This is a genomic window from Caldimonas thermodepolymerans (assembly GCF_015476235.1).
GTDB classification, from domain to species: Bacteria; Pseudomonadota; Gammaproteobacteria; order Burkholderiales; family Burkholderiaceae_C; genus Caldimonas; species Caldimonas thermodepolymerans.
The window spans coordinates 47,738-62,939 of the sequence record NZ_CP064338.1 but is presented as its reverse complement, the minus strand read 5'-3'; the positions used below and the strand labels follow the sequence as shown (position 1 = coordinate 62,939).

General features: G+C 70.8%; 14 protein-coding genes. 3 read left to right on the top strand and 11 right to left on the bottom strand.

Features of this window, described 5'->3' with window-relative positions; translation table 11 throughout:
- The first annotated feature begins 146 nt into the window (after positions 1–146).
- Positions 147–1,331 carry a CaiB/BaiF CoA transferase family protein gene (locus IS481_RS00285; RefSeq protein ID WP_104357299.1) on the top strand — a complete coding sequence of 395 codons (1,185 nt, stop codon included), beginning with the start codon at positions 147–149 and terminating at the stop codon, positions 1,329–1,331.
- Positions 1,332–1,437: 106 nt separating this feature from the next.
- Here the strand turns inward: IS481_RS00285 and IS481_RS00280 are convergent, their stop codons facing one another.
- The 6 genes from IS481_RS00280 to IS481_RS00255 form a co-directional block, all read right to left on the bottom strand.
- Positions 1,438–2,445: a porin gene (locus IS481_RS00280; RefSeq protein ID WP_170067451.1), complete on the bottom strand. Its 1,008-nt coding sequence runs from the start codon at positions 2,443–2,445 to the stop codon at positions 1,438–1,440.
- A gap of 140 nt (positions 2,446–2,585) precedes the next feature.
- The gene (locus IS481_RS00275; RefSeq protein ID WP_104357297.1) at positions 2,586–3,656 is read right to left on the bottom strand and encodes an ABC transporter permease; all 1,071 of its coding nucleotides are present in this window, start codon (positions 3,654–3,656) and stop codon (positions 2,586–2,588) included.
- Positions 3,657–3,688: 32 nt separating this feature from the next.
- On the bottom strand, positions 3,689–5,194 hold the full coding sequence (locus IS481_RS00270; protein WP_104357296.1) for a sugar ABC transporter ATP-binding protein: 1,506 nt from the start codon (positions 5,192–5,194) through the stop codon (positions 3,689–3,691).
- A gap of 36 nt (positions 5,195–5,230) precedes the next feature.
- Positions 5,231–6,217 (bottom strand): sugar ABC transporter substrate-binding protein, encoded by a 987-nt coding sequence (locus tag IS481_RS00265; protein WP_104357295.1) that lies wholly within the window; start codon positions 6,215–6,217, stop codon positions 5,231–5,233.
- Positions 6,218–6,271: 54 nt separating this feature from the next.
- Positions 6,272–7,375, bottom strand: coding sequence for a CapA family protein (locus tag IS481_RS00260; RefSeq protein ID WP_104357294.1), 1,104 nt, complete (start codon positions 7,373–7,375; stop codon positions 6,272–6,274).
- A gap of 14 nt (positions 7,376–7,389) precedes the next feature.
- On the bottom strand, positions 7,390–8,412 hold the full coding sequence (locus IS481_RS00255; protein WP_104357293.1) for an isopenicillin N synthase family dioxygenase: 1,023 nt from the start codon (positions 8,410–8,412) through the stop codon (positions 7,390–7,392).
- 240 nt (positions 8,413–8,652) lie between these two features.
- Here IS481_RS00255 and IS481_RS00250 point away from each other — a divergent pair, with 240 nt between their 5' ends.
- Positions 8,653–9,378, top strand: a complete 726-nt coding sequence (locus tag IS481_RS00250; protein ID WP_104357292.1) for a GntR family transcriptional regulator — start codon at positions 8,653–8,655, stop codon at positions 9,376–9,378.
- Positions 9,379–9,387: 9 nt separating this feature from the next.
- Here the strand turns inward: IS481_RS00250 and IS481_RS00245 are convergent, their stop codons facing one another.
- Positions 9,388–10,128, bottom strand: a complete 741-nt coding sequence (locus IS481_RS00245) for a GntR family transcriptional regulator (protein WP_104357291.1) — start codon at positions 10,126–10,128, stop codon at positions 9,388–9,390.
- Positions 10,125–10,967 carry an alpha/beta hydrolase gene (locus IS481_RS00240; RefSeq protein ID WP_104357290.1) on the bottom strand — a complete coding sequence of 281 codons (843 nt, stop codon included), beginning with the start codon at positions 10,965–10,967 and terminating at the stop codon, positions 10,125–10,127. The genes IS481_RS00245 and IS481_RS00240 overlap by 4 nt, the downstream gene beginning before the upstream one ends.
- A gap of 69 nt (positions 10,968–11,036) precedes the next feature.
- Here IS481_RS00240 and IS481_RS00235 point away from each other — a divergent pair, with 69 nt between their 5' ends.
- The gene (locus IS481_RS00235) at positions 11,037–12,044 is read left to right on the top strand and encodes an isopenicillin N synthase family dioxygenase (protein WP_170067450.1); all 1,008 of its coding nucleotides are present in this window, start codon (positions 11,037–11,039) and stop codon (positions 12,042–12,044) included.
- A 72-nt stretch (positions 12,045–12,116) separates the two neighbouring features.
- On the opposite strand, the gene IS481_RS00230 is transcribed toward IS481_RS00235, so the two are convergent.
- From IS481_RS00230 to IS481_RS00220, 3 genes are all read right to left on the bottom strand, one after another.
- Positions 12,117–13,148, bottom strand: coding sequence for a DctP family TRAP transporter solute-binding subunit (locus IS481_RS00230; protein WP_104357288.1), 1,032 nt, complete (start codon positions 13,146–13,148; stop codon positions 12,117–12,119).
- Between the two features lie 67 nt (positions 13,149–13,215).
- Positions 13,216–14,514 carry a TRAP transporter large permease gene (locus IS481_RS00225; RefSeq protein WP_104357287.1) on the bottom strand — a complete coding sequence of 433 codons (1,299 nt, stop codon included), beginning with the start codon at positions 14,512–14,514 and terminating at the stop codon, positions 13,216–13,218.
- Positions 14,511–15,050, bottom strand: a complete 540-nt coding sequence (locus IS481_RS00220; RefSeq protein WP_104357286.1) for a TRAP transporter small permease — start codon at positions 15,048–15,050, stop codon at positions 14,511–14,513. Before IS481_RS00220 ends, IS481_RS00225 begins: the two co-directional genes overlap by 4 nt.
- Between the last annotated feature and the right edge of the window lie 152 nt (positions 15,051–15,202).

Genomic DNA, 15,202 nt, shown 5'->3' with positions numbered 1-15,202 from the left:
GGGTCGTGCCCTACAGTCTAGACGCAGGCCGCGCCGCCCGGCCGGACCCGGCAGCGTCCTCGCCGATGCCCGGATGTCCCGGCGGGGATCCATCGGTTACCGTACCGGCATCGGCAACCGCACGCGGCCAAACAGGAGGTGACGGCATGAGCGACGCCCGCGAGCTGCCCCTGTCGGGGGTACAGGTGCTCGAGTTCACCCACATGGTCATGGGCCCGACCTGCGGGATGATCCTCGCCGACCTGGGCGCGGACGTGATCAAGGTCGAGCCGCTGCAGGGCGACTCGACGCGCCGGCTGCCGGGCTCCGGCACGGGCTTCTTCGCGACCTTCAACCGCAACAAGAAGAGCGTCGCGATCGACGTGTCCGACCCGCGCGGCCTGGAGATCGTGCGCCGGCTCGCGGCCCGCGTCGACATCTTCAGCGAGAACTTCAAGAGCGGCACGATGGCCCGGCTGGGGCTGGACTACGCCCGCCTGTCGCAGCTCAACGAGCGGCTCGTCTATGTCTCGCACAAGGGCTTCCTGCCCGGCCCCTACGAACACCGCACCGCGCTGGACGAGGTGGTGCAGATGATGGGCGGACTCGCCTACATGACCGGCCGCCCCGGCGACCCGCTGCGCGCCGGGGCGTCGGTCAACGACATCATGGGCGGCATGTTCGGCGCCATCGGCGCGATGGCGGCGCTGCGCGAGCGCGAGCGCACCGGCCGCGGCCAGGAAGTGCTGAGCTCGCTGTTCGAGAACAACGTCCTGCTGGTGGCCTCGCACATGATGCAGTACGCGCTGACGGGCCGGCCCGCCGCGCCGATGCCCGCGCGCGTCTCGGCCTGGGGCATCTACGACGTGTTCACGGTGGCCGGCGGCGAGCAGATCTTCCTCGCGGTGGTGTCGGACACGCAGTGGCAGGCGTTCTGCGATGCGCTCGGTTTTGCCGACCTGCGCGACGACGAGCGCCTGGCGACCAACAACCAGCGCGTCATGGCCCGGTCATGGCTGATGCCGCTGCTGCGCGAGCGCCTGGCCACGCGCCAGGCGGTCGACATCGCGCAGGCGTTCGAAAGCCGCGGGCTGCCGTACGCGCCCATCCGCGCGCCGCACGAGCTGCTGGAGGACCCGCACCTCGACGCCACCGGCGGGCTGGCGCCGATGCCGCTGCCCGACGGCCGCGAGGTGAAGACCGTGCTGCTGCCGCTGATGCTGGACGGCACCCGCCTGCCAGTGCGTGCAGGGCCGCCGTCCGTCGGCGCGCACACCGACGAGGTGCTGGCGACGCTGGGCTACACCGAGGCCGAGGTGCAGGCCCTGCGCGCCGCCGGGGTCGTGGCCTGAGCCCCGGAAAGGACAGGACCCCGCCGGGGCGGGGTCCTGGTCCTGCCGGTTCAGGCACGTTCCCTCCCGCCCCGGCGCCAGGCGCCGGGGCGCGGAGCCTGCGCGCTCAGAAGCTGTGGCGCACGCCCACCGTGAACACGGTCTGGCTCTGGCCCGGCGCGCCCTCGCCGTAGAAGGCTTCGGCCGCGTCACCGCGGTTCTTCAGGTAGATCACGTTGGCCGTGAAGCCGGTGCGCTTGGACAGCGAGTAGTCGCCGACCAGGCGGATGAAGTGGCTGTCGTCGCCCGAGCCCTTCAGGTCGCGCGCGACATAGTCCAGCGACAGGCGGGTCGAGGGCAGGCCGAACCAGTCGATGCCCAGGTCGTAGGTCGCCGCTTCGTCCAGTCCCGAGGCCTCGAAGTCGCTGACCGCGTAGGCCAGGCGCGCGCGCAGCTCGCCGAAGCTGTAGCTGGCGCCCAGCGAGGTCAGCTTGTCCTTCTCGCTGCCCACCAGCGCCTTGGACTGGTGGTGCGTCAGGCCCACGCTCAGCGGACCGGCGCTGTAGGTGCCGGACAGCTCGAGCGTGCTGCCTGCCGAGGTGCTGCCCGGCTGCTCGCCGAAGCCGTAGAGCACGCCGAGCTGCACGCCGCCGAAGCTGGGCGAGTAGTACTTGACGCTGTTGTTGACGGTGTCGCTCAGCCAGCCGAACTCGGTGTAGCTGAACGCCGCGTAGCCACCGCAGATGAAGTAGCCGCACATCACGTCGTCGTTCAGGTTCCACTGGCGGCCGAACGTGACCTGGCCGAAGTCACCCTTCAGGCCCACGTGCGAGCCGCGGTTCCAGAAGGTGCCGGCGGCCGCGCCGGTGTCGGGCGACAGGCCCGCTTCCAGGTTGAAGGTGGCGCTCAGGCCACCGCCCAGGTCCTCGCTGCCGCGCAGGCCGAAGCGCGACGGCGCCCAGCGGCCGCCGTCCAGCGAGGTGCGGCGGCTGGACTTGCCGTTCTCGTAGACGTTGCTGGCGCTGACGAAGTCGGTGCTGACGACGCCGTAGAGGTTCACCTGGCTTTCGGCCTGGGCCGCCGTGCCGAAGGTGGCGACAGCGCAGGCGACCGAAGCGATCAGGGGGCGGATCATGTGCATGTAAGTCCTCTTGCAGGGGTTGGGAAAAGGGAATCGGTCCGGGTGCCGGGCACAGCCCGCCCCGCGCCGCGGCGGCCCAGGCCACTGCGACGTGCGGTCGGACGTGCGTGAAACGGGGAAGGCGGACGCTCAGCTCATGCGCGTGCGGCCTGGGCGCGCTGCTGTTCCAGCGCGCGGCGGCGCTGCTCCAGGCGCGGGGCGATCACGGTGCCCAGCGTGTCCAGCGCGGCGGCGAACACCAGCGCCAGGCCGGAGGCGACCAGCTGCACGAAGGGCGTGACGTTGAGCAGGGTCAGGCCGTTGCTCAGCACGCCGAGGAAGATCCACGCGATGATCACGCCGGTCATGCGCCCGCGGCCGCCGGCGAAGGCCACGCCGCCCAGCAGGATGATGGTCAGCGCCTGCAGCTCCATCTGCAGGCCCATCGAGCCGGGCGAGGAGCCGTCGACCCGCGCGGCCAGCATCACGCCGGCCAGGCCCGCGGCGGCGCCGGTGATCACGTACAGCGCGAAGGGCAGCGCGCGCACCGGCAGCGCGGCGAGGAAGGCCGCGTGGGCGTTGATGCCGATCGCGTAGATGTAGCGGCCCCAGGTGGTCAGCGAGATGAACAGCGCCGAGGCGGCGAAGCAGGCCACGACGATCCACAGCAGCACCGGCACGCCGAGGAAGGCGCCGTTGCCCAGCGTGTTGAAGGCGTCGCCCAGGCCATAGACCTCGGTGTTGTTGATCAGCAGCGTCGCGCCGCGCAGGATGCCCAGCATCCCGAGCGTCACGATGATGGGGTTGAAGCGCAGCAGCGCGCACATCACGCCGTTGGCCGCGCCGGCCAGCGCGCCGGTGCCGATGCCCGCGGCGATGGCCACCGGCGCGGAGCATTCCCATTCGGTCATGCACAGCGCGGCGATCATCGACGACAGCGCGATGTTGGAGCCCACCGACAGGTCCACGTGGCCCGCGATGGCCAGCAGCGTCATCGCCGCGACCAGCACGCCGATGGCGGCGTTGTTGGTCAGGATGATCTCGGCGTTGGACCAGGTGAAGAACACCGGCGACTGCACGGCGAACACGGCGCACAGCAGGATCAGCGCCAGCAGCAGGATGTTGTTGAGCGCGAAGTCGATGTTGCCCAGGCGCTTGAACCAGGAGCCCAGGCGCGCAGGAGCAGGCGCGGGAGACGCGGAAGGAAGGGCGGAAGTCGAGGACATGGGAAGTCGCTTTCGTCGGGGGCCGGGTCGGTTCAGGAGGCCAGGGCCGGTTCGGGAGAGTGGTGCGCCAGCTCGAGCAGGTTGCTCTCGGTGATCTGCGCGCCGCGCAGCTCGCCGGCCACCTTGCCGTGGGCGAGCACGATCACGCGGTGCGCGAGCTGGATCAGTTCATCGGGTTCGGAGGAGGTCACGATCGCGGCGCGCTCGCCGCCGGCGACGAAGCGCTCCAGCCCGTCGTAGAGGTCGCGCCGCACGCCGACGTCGACGCCCTGGGTCGGCTCGTCGAGCAGCAGCACGCGGCAGCCAGCGCGGTCCAGCCAGCGGCCCAGCACCAGCTTCTGCTGGTTGCCGCCGGAGAAGCGCCCCGCCTCCAGGTCGGCGCGGCGCGGGCGCAGGTCCAGCTGCTCGGCCATGCGGTCGAAGCCGGCACGCTCGGCGCCCGGGCGACGCAGGCCGAAGCGGCCGAGCACCGACAGGTTCGGCAGGCTCCAGTTTTCCTGCGCGGAAAGCGAGGCGAACACGCTGTTGCGCGGCCGGTCGGCCGGCACCAGCGCGACGCCGGCGGCCACGGCCTGCGCCGGGCCCTTGAGGCGCACCGGCCGGCCCTCGATGCGCAGCTCGCCGGCATAGCTGGGCCGTGCGGTGAACAGCGCCTCGAGCAGCTCGGTGCGGCCGGAACCCACCAGGCCGAACACGCCGAGGATCTCGCCGGGGCGCACCTGGAGGTCCACCGGGCCGATGCCGCCGGCCAGCAGGCCGCGGGCCTCGAGCAGCGGCGCGGCCTGCACGCCGGCCTGGGCCTCCGGCGGCGTGGCTGCCTGCATCTGGCGGCCGACGATGGCGCCGATGATCTCCTCGCGGTCGTGCGCGCGCACCTCGCCGGCCAGCGCGACCTGCCCGCCGCGCAGCACGGTGAAGCGGTCGGCCAGCTCGAACACTTCGTTCATGCGGTGCGTGACGTAGAGGATGGGCAGGTCCTGGCCCTTGAGCGCCAGCAGGTGCTGGCGCAGGCGCGCGGCCTCGCGCTCGCTGAGCGCCGCGGTCGGCTCGTCGAGGATCAGCAGGCGCGGGCGGGTGCGCAGCGACTTGATGATCTCGATGGCCTGCAGCTCGGCGTGGCCGATGCCGGTCAGCACCGTCGAGGGGTCGAGGTCGATGCCGAGCTTGTCCAGCCACACCGCGGTCTCGGCCTCCTGCGCACGGCGGCGCACGAAGGGGCCGACGCGCAGCTCCTGGCCGAGGAACACGTTGTCGGCCACCGTCAGGCTCGCGGCCAGCGAGAGGTCCTGGTAGATGACCGTGATGCCCGCCTGACGCGCCTCGCGCGGCGTGAGGCTGCGGAAGCGTTCGCGCCCGACGTGGATCTGGCCGTCGTCCGGCTGCACGGCACCGGCGATGCACTTGATCAGCGTGGACTTGCCCGCGCCGTTGGCACCCAGCAGCGCGTGGATCTCGCCGTCGGCGATCTTGAGGTCGATGCCCTTGAGGACCTCGACCCCGCCGTAGGACTTGCGCAGATTGATCACCTCGAAGGGCATGGCAGGATTTCCGTCAGGCGGGTTGCGGGACAGGCGTCAGAGGGCGCCCTGTTCGGCCAGGAACTCCTGGGCCTTGGGCGACTTGGGCGTCACCAGCTCCAGCGGCACGATGGTGTTGCCGGTCTTCTCGCCCTTGAGCAGGCGGTCGGCCGTGGTGACGATGGCATCCCCCACGGCACGCAGCGGGATGGCCATCGAGGCGCGGTAGACGTTGTTGCCTTCCTTGAGCAGCTGCAGCGCCGGCGCGGTGCCGTCCATGCCGCCGATGAAGCCCTTGGGATCGTCCTTGGCACGGCCGGCCGCGACCCAGGCCTTGTAGGCGCCTTCGGTGGCCGGGTCTTCCACGCCCAGGATCACGTTGACCTTGGGGTTGGCCTGCAGGATGGCGCGCGTGGCGCTCATGCCTTCGGTCGGGTTGATGGCGTCCTGGCGGGCCACGATGGTGAACTTGCTCGTCTTGGACTGCAGGCCGTCGGTGATGCCCTTGCCGCGCAGCTGGCCCCAGGTGAACTTCTCGTAGCCCAGGATGGCGACCTTGGCCGGTTCCTCGGCGGTGAAGTTCTTCTCGATCCATTCGCCGGCGGCCTCGCCCAGGCGCTTGCCGTCGTCGTACTGTGCGTAGCCGACGGTGGCGTCCTGGTTCTCGAGCTGCTCGCCGTAGGTGATCCACTTGATGCCGGCGGCGCGCGCCTGCTTGGCGATGGCCTCGAACACCTTGGGCTGCGGCACCACGCAGACGATCACCGGCACCTTGGCCTGGATCCAGGTCTTGAGCGTGTTGATCTGCTTGTTCATGTCCGAGCCCGGGTCGTCGACCACGACCTGATAGCCCAGCTCGGCGCCCTTCTTCTTGGCCTGGTCCAGCGACACCTGCACGGCGCCGATGGTGGAGGCGTTGGGGAAGCTCACGGCGATCGTCTTGGGCGCATCGGCGGCCAGTGCCAGGCCGGAGGCCGACAGCGCGGCAGCAGCGAGGGCGCCCAGGGCGAGGCGGCGGGAGAAGAGGGGGCGCGAGTGGGACATGTGGGGCTCCTGTGAGGTGTGGGTAAGGGTTGGGAAGCGAATGAATCGGGTCGGTCAGGCGGTCAGCGCCACGGGGGCGGCCGCGGGTCGTGCGCGCAGGCGGCCGCCGTCGACGACCACCTCGGTGCCGTGCGGCGCGCTCAGGCGTTGCAGGCGCGCGGCAATGCGCTCGAAGTCGGCGCCGGTGGCGACCACCGGCAGGCGCTCGGCGTTCAGCGTGTGCGGGGTCAGCGTCAGCGCGCAGCTGCCGTCCGCGCCGACCTCGACCTGCGCGAGGTAACCGTCGGGCGACATGCCGGCCCACAGGGCCTGCACCGCGTCGGAGGCCGGCAGGAAGATCTGCTGGCCGAGGAAGGTGCCCAGGCTGTAGAGGATGGGCTTGCCGCGGTGATGGCCGATCGCATGCACCGCATGCGGGTGGTGGCCATGGATCAGGTCGGCGCCGGCGTCGATCAGCGCATGGGCCAGGGGCTGCTGGTACTCGGCGAGCTCCTCGCCCGAGCCGTAGCCCCAGTGGATGGTGACCACCAGCACGTCGGCGTGTTCGCGCCAGCGGCGCACGTCGGCCACGGCACGCGCCAGGTCGGCCTCGCGCACCCGGGTGCGGATGCGCACGCAGGACGGGTCGCCCGGCTCTTCCATCTGGTAGTAGGGATCGACCTCGTAGCCGGTCTCCACGTGCAGCGGCGCCAGGCCCGGGCGGCGCTCGCTCGCGGACATGCCGGTGGGCAGCAGGCACGAGTAGCCGAGGATCACCACGCGACGGCCCTGCACCTCGAGCTGCACCGGCGTCGAGGCCTCGGCCAGCGTGGCGCCCACGCCGACCGGCTGCACGCCGGCGGCCAGCAGCGCGTGCTTCGTGTCCTCGAGCCCCTCCCAGCCGTAGTCGACGGTGTGGTTGTTGGCGATGTTGAGCACGTCGAAGCCCATGGGCGCGAGGTCCTGCGCCACCGCGGCATCGGTGCGGATGTTCAGCAGCTTCTCCAGCGGCGTTCCGCGCTGCGACAGCGTGATCTCGAAGTTGCCCAGCGCCACGTCGGCGGCGCGCAGCATCTCGAACAGCGGCTCGGCGTGCGCGCGCGCTTCGGGCGAGGCGTGCGCCAGGCGGCGCACGGGGATCACGTCGCCGGTGAGGGCCAGGCTCAGGGCAGAGGTCATGACCGTCTCCGCGCTCAGGCCGCCATCGGCTGGACCGCCGGGGTGGTCTTGGTGGCCATCCACTTGCGGGTCCAGTGCTCGCCGAAGGTGATCGGGTCGTAGCGCTTCGGGCGGCCCGGGCCGTAGCACGAGGCCAGCGTGTCGATCACGGCGTCGTAGTTGGGCTGGTGGAAGAACACCAGCGACTGGCGGCGCGCGCTGCCGGCGTCGCCGGACAGCGCCGCGGGCGGGTTGACCACGCGGTGCAGCGTCGAGACCCAGCGGTCGTTGGTCCAGACCTGCATCGCGTCGCCGATGTTGATGACGAAGCAGCCCGGCTCGGGGATCACGTCGACCCAGTAGCCGTCGCGATGGCGTGCCTGCAGGCCGCCGACCGCGCGGTTGGAGGTCAGGATGGTCAGCGTGCCGTAGTCGGTGTGGGCGCCGCTGCGCAGCTGGCCGGGCACCGGCGGCTCCTTCTGCTCGGGGTAGCAGATCAAGCGCAGCGCGCTCAGGCTCTTGTCGATCTTGTCGAAGAAGAAGTCCTCGGGCAGGTCCAGCGCAAGCGCGAAGATGGCCATCAGGTCGTTGGCCAGGCGGTTCATGCGGCGGTAGTAGCGCTCCATGACCGGACGGAAGTTCTCCGGCTGCGCCGGCCACAGGTTGGGCTCGAAGTGGTTGGCCGCCTCGGGGCGCGAGTAGTACTCTCCGCCGGGCACGTCGATCGGGCCCATGTCGACCATTTCCTTCAGGTCGCCGGGGGCCTTCTCGCCCAGGCTGGCCGACAGGCTCTCGCCGGCCAGCGGGGTGTAGCCGCGGCTGATGTGCGGGGCCGGCTGGCGGATGGTGAGCTTTTCTTCCAGCGGCAGGTGGAAGAAGGCCTCGGCCGTGCGGTAGGTCTCGTCGATCAGGTCCTGGGCCACCCCGTGACCCTTGACCATGAAGAAGCCGATTTCCTCGCAGGCGCGGTTCATCTCGTGGGCCACCTGGCGCCGGCCTTCGGGGTCGCCCTGCAGGAAGGGCGCGATGTCGATCACGGGGATCTGGTGCATTTTCATGGCGTTGCTCTCGTTCGCTCGTGGTTCTCGATGCGTTGTAAGCGCCATGACCGCAAGGCCCGTGCCAGTTTGATGAACAAACCGGCCTTGACGTGAAAACAATGACTTAAGTCATTTTGTGCAAATCAAAGACCGATTGTGTACACTTTGCCCACGGATTGTTCCGCCCCGCCGTGCAGCGTGCCGCACCGCCCTGGTGCGCGGCGTGCCGGGCGAGGCACCGAGGCGAGGAGCTCCAGCATGGATGACCAGGCTTTCGAAGCCGCGATGGCCGAACGGCTGCGCGTGACCATCCTCTCCGGCCTGCTGCCCCCGGGCACCAAGCTCCCGGAGGAGACGCTGGCCGAGACCTTCGGCGTCAGCCGCACCCGGGTGCGCCCGGTGCTACAGCGCCTGGCCTATGAACAGCTCGTCGAGTTGCGCAAGAACCGCGGCGCCTACATCGCCAGCCCGACGCCGAAGGAGGCCCGCGACGTGTTCGAGGCGCGCCGGGTGATCGAGCGCGTGACCACCGGCATCGTGGCGCGCACCATCCTCACCCCGTCCATCCACAAGCTGCGCCAGTTCATCCACGACCAGGAGACCGCCGCGCTGCAGGGCGACCGGCAGGGCGCGATCCGCGCCTCGGGGGAGTTCCACCGCCACCTGGCCCAGCTCGCGCACAACGGCGCGCTGGTGTCGGCGCTGGAGTCGCTGATCCTGCGCACCTCGCTGATCGTGGCCCTCTACGGCGGGCCGCGCACGCTGGGCAGCGCGATCGAGCACCAGCGCGAGATCGTCGACCGGCTGGAAGAAGGCAACAGCGACGCGGCGGCGCTGGCGATGGAGCGCTGCCTGTACGCGATCGAAGGGGCGCTGGACCTGGTGCACGTCGACCCGCCCAAGGTGGACCTGGTGCGCGCGATCCAGCAGGTGCCGGTCGGCGCCGCGCCGGGCGTGCCGGCCGGCCGCCGCGCGCGCGCCTGACGCGGCCGTTCAGCGCGCCGGCTTGAAGGCCCGCGCCAGCGGACTGTCGTCGCCGCGCCCGGGCTCGACCAGGTGCTGCTCGACGTGGGCGAGGTGCCCGTCCATCAGCTGCGCGGCCTGCGCGGCATCGCCGCGTTCGATGGCCTCGACCAGCGGCAGGTGCTCGTTGATCGAGCAGTCCAGGTCGGCCTGCAGCGGCGGCTGCGCGGCCAGTGCCAGCGACATGCGGCGCATGGTCTCGCGCAGCGTGCGCAGCATCTGCGCGTTGCCGTGCAGCGCCGCGAGCTTGAGGTGGAAGTCGCCCGACAGGCGGATCTGCAGGGCGCGGTCGCGCGCGGTGCCGGCGGCCTGCTCCTCCTGCACGTGGGCGTGCAGTGCCGCGGCCATCTGCCGACGCTCGGCCGGGGGCCGCGCGCACAGCGCGGTGACGATGTGGCGCTCCAGCAGCTGGCGCAGCTCGAAGGCCTCGCGCCGCTGCGCGGGCGTGGGCACCGCGACGAAGGCGCCGCGGTTCGGGGCGATGTCGAGGATGCCGTGCTGCGACAGCACCAGCAGCACGCGCCGGATGCGCTCCCGGCTGACGCCCAGCAGGCGCGACATCTCCTCCTCGGTCAGCCGCGTGCCCGGCATCAGGCGCCGCTCGGCGATGGCCGCGATGATCTGGCGCGCCACACCGGACTCGATCTCGTTCAGGCCGGTAAAGCGGTCGGCCTCGAGCTCGACGGGCGCGGGCGGCGCGGCGCGCGTCATGCCACGGCCTCCGCCAGCCGGCGCATGCGCTGCGCCAGCACGCCGGCCGGATCGGCCAGGGTCTCGAGCACCGAGAAATGGTCCGCGCCCGCCACCGGCAGCACCTCGACCCGGTGCCCCAGCGCCTGCAGCGCGGCGGCGTAGTCGGCGCTCTGACGGCGGATCTCGGGGCGCTCCTCGGCGCCGAAGGCCAGCACCACCGGCGGCAGCTGCGGGGGAATCGCGTGCAGCGGCGAGTTGCGCCGCGCCGCGCCGGCGTCCATGCCGATCGCGTCATTGAGCGAGGACAGCCGGATCGGTTCCAGGTCGTAGATGCCGCTGATCAGCAGCGCGCCGCGCACGGCCGGGTGGTCCAGCGCGCAGGCCATCAGGTGTGCGCCGGTGGAGATGCCGCACAGCAGCAGCTGCGGCCGGCGGCCGCGCCGTTGCAGCTCGGCGGCGAGGAACGCCACCTGGGCGCGCGCCTCGGCGCAGATGTCGTCGATCGAGGCCTGCGGCGCCAGCGTGTACTCGCCCACCGCGACCGACAGCCCGCGGGGCAGCAGGCCCTCGGCCACGAAGGCCTGGCCTTCCTTGTCGTTCCACTGCCAGTAGCCGCCGTGCAGGAACAGCACGGTCGGCGCCTGCGGGTCGGGCGCCAGCAGCAGGTCCAGGCGCTGGCGCGGCGCCGGGCCGTAGGCCAGGTCGCGGGCGCTGGCCTGGCCGTAGACGACGTCGCTGCGGGCGCGCCAGCGGGCCAGGTAGCCCTCCCAGTCCGGCACCACGGCACGGTTGTTGTAAGCCACGTCGAGGGCGGCGCGGTCCATGCCGCGGTAGGTGGAGGAGGCGGGGTTGTGCATCGCGGTTGGCGTCGGGTGAGGATGTGCATTATATTAACCACAGATTGTGCACAATCAGCAAAGGAAATCATGCACACCCCACCCCACGCCGCGCTGGACCACGTCCCGGTGGTCGACATCGCCCCTTTCCTCCACGGCACCCCGGCGCAGCGCCAGGCGGTGGCCGGGGAGGTGGACCGCATCAACCGCGAGATCGGCTTCCTGGTCGTCACCGGCCACGGGCTGGACCTGGCCCTGCTGGACCGCTGGTTCGAGGTCTCGCGCGAGTTCTTCGCCGCCCCCGCCGAGGTCAAGCAGGCGGTGCTCGCCGCCCCCGGCACGCACCACGGCTACCACGCGATGGCCGCCTCGGGCCTGGCCGCCAAGGAAGGCGAGACCGCGCCGCCCGACCTGCGCGAGTACTTCATGGTGGGGCACCTGGACGGCGAGCGCCTGGCCACCACGCCGTCGGCCGCGCGCTTCCACCGCGCCAACCGCTGGCCCTCGCAGCCGGCCGGGTTCGCGGCGGTCGCCCCCGCCTACTACCGCGCGATGGAGGCGCTCGGCGCGACGCTGATGCGCCTGTTCGCGATGGCGCTGGGGCTGCCCGAGCACTGGTTCGACGACAAGATCGACCGCCACTTCTCGGTGCTCAGCACCATCCATTACCCGGCGCAGAAGGTCGAGCCGCTGCCGGGCCAGCTGCGCGCCGGTGCCCACACCGATTACGGCAGCCTCACGATCCTGGCCCCGAGCGACGCACCGGGCGGCCTGCAGGTGCGCAGCCTGACAGGCGAATGGATGGACGTGCCCTACCTGCGCGACGGCTTCGTGATCAACATCGGCGACATGATGCAGCGCTGGACCAACGACCGCTGGCGCTCCAACTTCCACCGCGTGGTCAACCCGCCGCCGGGCAGCCCGCTGCGCCCGCGCCAGTCGATCGCCTACTTCCTGCACCCCAACGACGACGCCCAGATCGCCTGCATCCCCACCTGCGTCGGCCGCGACGGCCCGCTGTTCGAGCCCATCCAGGCAGGGGACTACATGTGGGAGAAGGAACACGCCATCGCCGCGGCGCAGCCGGTGGCGGCGTGAAAACGGACAACCCCGCCGCAGCGGGGTTGTCGTCAGGCGGGAGGCCCCTCGGCCCGGGGCCTCAGGCACGCATCACTTCTTGCGCGCCGCGATCGCCTTCTCGGCGGCTTCCACCAGGTCGGCGCCGATCTGTTTCTTCCACTTGTCGTAGACGCTGCGCGTGGCCTTCACGAAGGCCGCGCGCTCCTGCTCGGTCAGCTGCGTGACGGTCACGCCGTTGGCTTCCAGCTCTTTGAGCAGCGGCTTGTCGGCTTCCACCATGCCCTTGCGCGCGATGGCGATCTCCTCCTGGCCGGCCTCGATGGCGGCCTGGCGCACGATCTCGCGGTCTTCCGGCGTCCAGGAGTTCCAGACGTCCTTGTTGACGACGAAGATCAGCGGGTCGTTGATGTAGCCCCACATCGTGATGTACTTCTGGTTCACGGTGTGCAGCTTGGCGGCCTGGTAGACGGAGATCGGGTTCTCCTGGCCGTCCACGGCGCCGCTGGCGAACGCGGGCTGCGCGTCGGCCCAGCTCATCTGGGTGGGGTTGGCGCCCAGCGCGGTGAAGGTGTCGAGGAACAGCGGCGAGCCCACCACGCGGATCTTCAGGCCCTTCAGGTCGTCGGGCGTGCGGATCGGGCGCTTGGAGTTGGAGATCTCGCGGTAGCCGTTCTCGCCCCAGGCCAGCGGCACCACGCCGGACTTCTCCAGCGTCTGGAAGATGCGCTTGCCGACCTCGCCCTGCGTCACGGCATCCACCGCGGCGTAGTCGGGGAACAGGAACGGCAGCGAGAACAGGTTCAGCTGCTTGACCTGCGGCGACCAGTTGATGGTCGAGCCCACGGCCATGTCGATCACGCCCTGGCGCAGCGCCGAGAACTCGCGGGTCTGGTCGCCCTGCAGCAGCGACACGCCGGGGTAGAGCTTGATGTTGATGCGGCCGTTGGTGCGCTCGCGGACCTTGTTGGCCCAGATCTCGCCGCCCTTGCCCCACGGGAAGGCCGTGCCCAGCACCAGCGACATGCGGTACTCGCTCTTGTAGTTCTGGGCCAGCGCCGGGGCGCTGAAGGCCACCGCCGCCACGGCGGCGAGCAGGGAAGCGGTGAAAGTGCGTTTCTTCATGGGACGAGTCTCCTGGTTGGGATGAAATCCTGGCCGACGTGCGGCCCGGGGGTGGTTGTCTCTGTCATCAATAGCCGAGGGCGGTCGGCAGCCACAAGGCGACCTGCGGGAACGCGATCACCGCGATCATCACGATGATCATCGCGACGATCATCGGGATCACCCAGCGCGTGGTCGATTCCATCGGCACGCCGGCGATGCGGCACGAGACCATCAGGTTCACCGCCAGCGGCGGGGTGAACTGGCCCAGCGCGACGTTGAGCGTCAGCAGCACGCCGAACCAGACCGGGTCCCACTGGTAGTGCTGCATGATGGGCGCCAGCAGCGGCACGAAGATCAGGAAGATCGAGATGCCGTCGAGGAACATGCCCAGCACCACCAGCATCAGGATCAGCAGCGCCAGCACGCCGTACTCGCCCACGCCCGAGTTCACGATGGCACGGGTGATCGGGTCGATCACGCCGAGCGTCGACAGCGAGAACGCGAAGATGCCCGCCAGCGAGACCACCAGCAGGATCACCGCGGAGAGCTCCCCCGCCTCGCGCAGGATCACGAACAGGTCGCGCACGCCGATCGTGCGGTGGATCACCATGCCGACGAACAGCCCGTAGAACACCGCGACCACCGCGGCCTCGGTGGGCGTGAACCAGCCGGCGCGCATGCCGCCCAGGATCAGCACCGGCGCGGCCAGCCCCCAGGAGGCTTCGCGCAGGCTCTTCCAGAACGGCGGCTTGGGCAGGTCGGCTTCCAGCGCGCCCATGCCGTGGCGGCGCGCCATCCACACCGCCGGCACGATCAGCGCCAGGCCAGCCAGCACGCCCGGCACCATGCCGGCGGCGAACAGCGCGGGCACCGAGGCGCCCGGCACCAGCACCGAGTAGATGATGAAGGCCACCGAGGGCGGGATCAGGATGTCGGTCGACGCCGCCGCGCCCACCACGCTGGCCGAGAACGAACCGGGATAGCCGGCGCGGCTCATCGCCGCGATCATCACGCCGCCCACGGCCGCCGCGTTGGCCGGGCCCGAGCCCGAGATGCCGCCGAGGAACATCGCCACGGCGATCGCCACCAGCGGCAGCATGCCAGGCCCGCGCCCGACGATGGACACCGCGAAGTTCACCAGGCGTGCGGCCACGCCCGAGCGGTCGAAGATCGAGCCGACCAGCACGAACATCGGGATGGCCAGCAGCGGGTACTTGCCCAGGCCCGCGTAGAAGTTCTGCGGCACGGCCAGCAGGCCGAACCACTGCACCTCCGAGTTGGCCAGCGCGATCGCCGCCGCGCCGGCCAGGCCCAGGGCGGCCCCGATGGGCACGCCCACGAACATCATGATGAAGAAGGCCGCAAACAGCAGGGTGGCGATCATGCGTCACCCTCCGCGGCCTGCGCGGCCCGGCGCTGGCGCAGGAACAGGCCGATGGCGCGCAGCGTGATCAACGTGCAGCACACCGGCAGCCAGATCGAGTACCACCACTGCGGCACGCCGATGCCGGGAGACGTCTCCTCGAAGCGGTAGTCGTCCCACACGACGCGCACGCTGAGTGCGGCGATCAGCGCGAACAGCAGGGCCACCATCAGCGCGCCGAACTGCGCCAGGCGCCGGCGGCGACGCTCGGAGCCGCGCTCGACGAACCACTCGATGCGGATGTGGGCGTCGCGGGCCACGGCGGCGGATCCCGCCACCATGGCCAGCAGGATCATCAGGAAGATGGAGAACTCCTCGGTCCAGGCGAACGAGGAGTCGGTGAAGTAGCGGACCAGCACGTTGGCGAACGTGATGAGCGCCAGCAGCGCCATCACGATCACCGTGAGCCAGTCTTCAATGAACAGGGCGCGCGGCTCGGCCACCGGGGCGCGCGCAGCCGCGTCGGCGGCCGACCCGGAGGGTTGGGACTGGGACATGGGGATGGACGGTCGGGAACAGGGTCATGACGTACTTCCAGCCACGCCGACCGCCGGCGTCGTGCACCGGGGGGGCGATGATGAGTTGCTCGCTTTGGCTCGCAAAAAGCCGCGCTGTGGGTGGGCGCGGCGCCCGTCATGATACGCGCGCG

Excerpts from the sequence above, each read along its gene's own strand:
- IS481_RS00285 (WP_104357299.1), top strand. The coding sequence starts at position 147 with ATGAGCGACGCCCGCGAGCTGCCCCTGTCGGGGGTACAGGTGCTCGAG.
- IS481_RS00270 (WP_104357296.1), bottom strand. The coding sequence starts at position 5,194 with ATGCCCTTCGAGGTGATCAATCTGCGCAAGTCCTACGGCGGGGTCGAG.
- IS481_RS00260 (WP_104357294.1), bottom strand. The coding sequence starts at position 7,375 with ATGACCTCTGCCCTGAGCCTGGCCCTCACCGGCGACGTGATCCCCGTG.
- IS481_RS00235 (WP_170067450.1), top strand. The coding sequence starts at position 11,037 with ATGCACACCCCACCCCACGCCGCGCTGGACCACGTCCCGGTGGTCGAC.
- IS481_RS00240 (WP_104357290.1), bottom strand. The coding sequence starts at position 10,967 with ATGCACAACCCCGCCTCCTCCACCTACCGCGGCATGGACCGCGCCGCC.
- IS481_RS00225 (WP_104357287.1), bottom strand. The coding sequence starts at position 14,514 with ATGATCGCCACCCTGCTGTTTGCGGCCTTCTTCATCATGATGTTCGTG.
- IS481_RS00245 (WP_104357291.1), bottom strand. The coding sequence starts at position 10,128 with ATGACGCGCGCCGCGCCGCCCGCGCCCGTCGAGCTCGAGGCCGACCGC.
- IS481_RS00265 (WP_104357295.1), bottom strand. The coding sequence starts at position 6,217 with ATGTCCCACTCGCGCCCCCTCTTCTCCCGCCGCCTCGCCCTGGGCGCC.
- IS481_RS00275 (WP_104357297.1), bottom strand. The coding sequence starts at position 3,656 with ATGTCCTCGACTTCCGCCCTTCCTTCCGCGTCTCCCGCGCCTGCTCCT.
- IS481_RS00255 (WP_104357293.1), bottom strand. The coding sequence starts at position 8,412 with ATGAAAATGCACCAGATCCCCGTGATCGACATCGCGCCCTTCCTGCAG.
- IS481_RS00250 (WP_104357292.1), top strand. The coding sequence starts at position 8,653 with ATGGATGACCAGGCTTTCGAAGCCGCGATGGCCGAACGGCTGCGCGTG.
- IS481_RS00220 (WP_104357286.1), bottom strand. The coding sequence starts at position 15,050 with ATGTCCCAGTCCCAACCCTCCGGGTCGGCCGCCGACGCGGCTGCGCGC.
- IS481_RS00280 (WP_170067451.1), bottom strand. The coding sequence starts at position 2,445 with ATGATCCGCCCCCTGATCGCTTCGGTCGCCTGCGCTGTCGCCACCTTC.
- IS481_RS00230 (WP_104357288.1), bottom strand. The coding sequence starts at position 13,148 with ATGAAGAAACGCACTTTCACCGCTTCCCTGCTCGCCGCCGTGGCGGCG.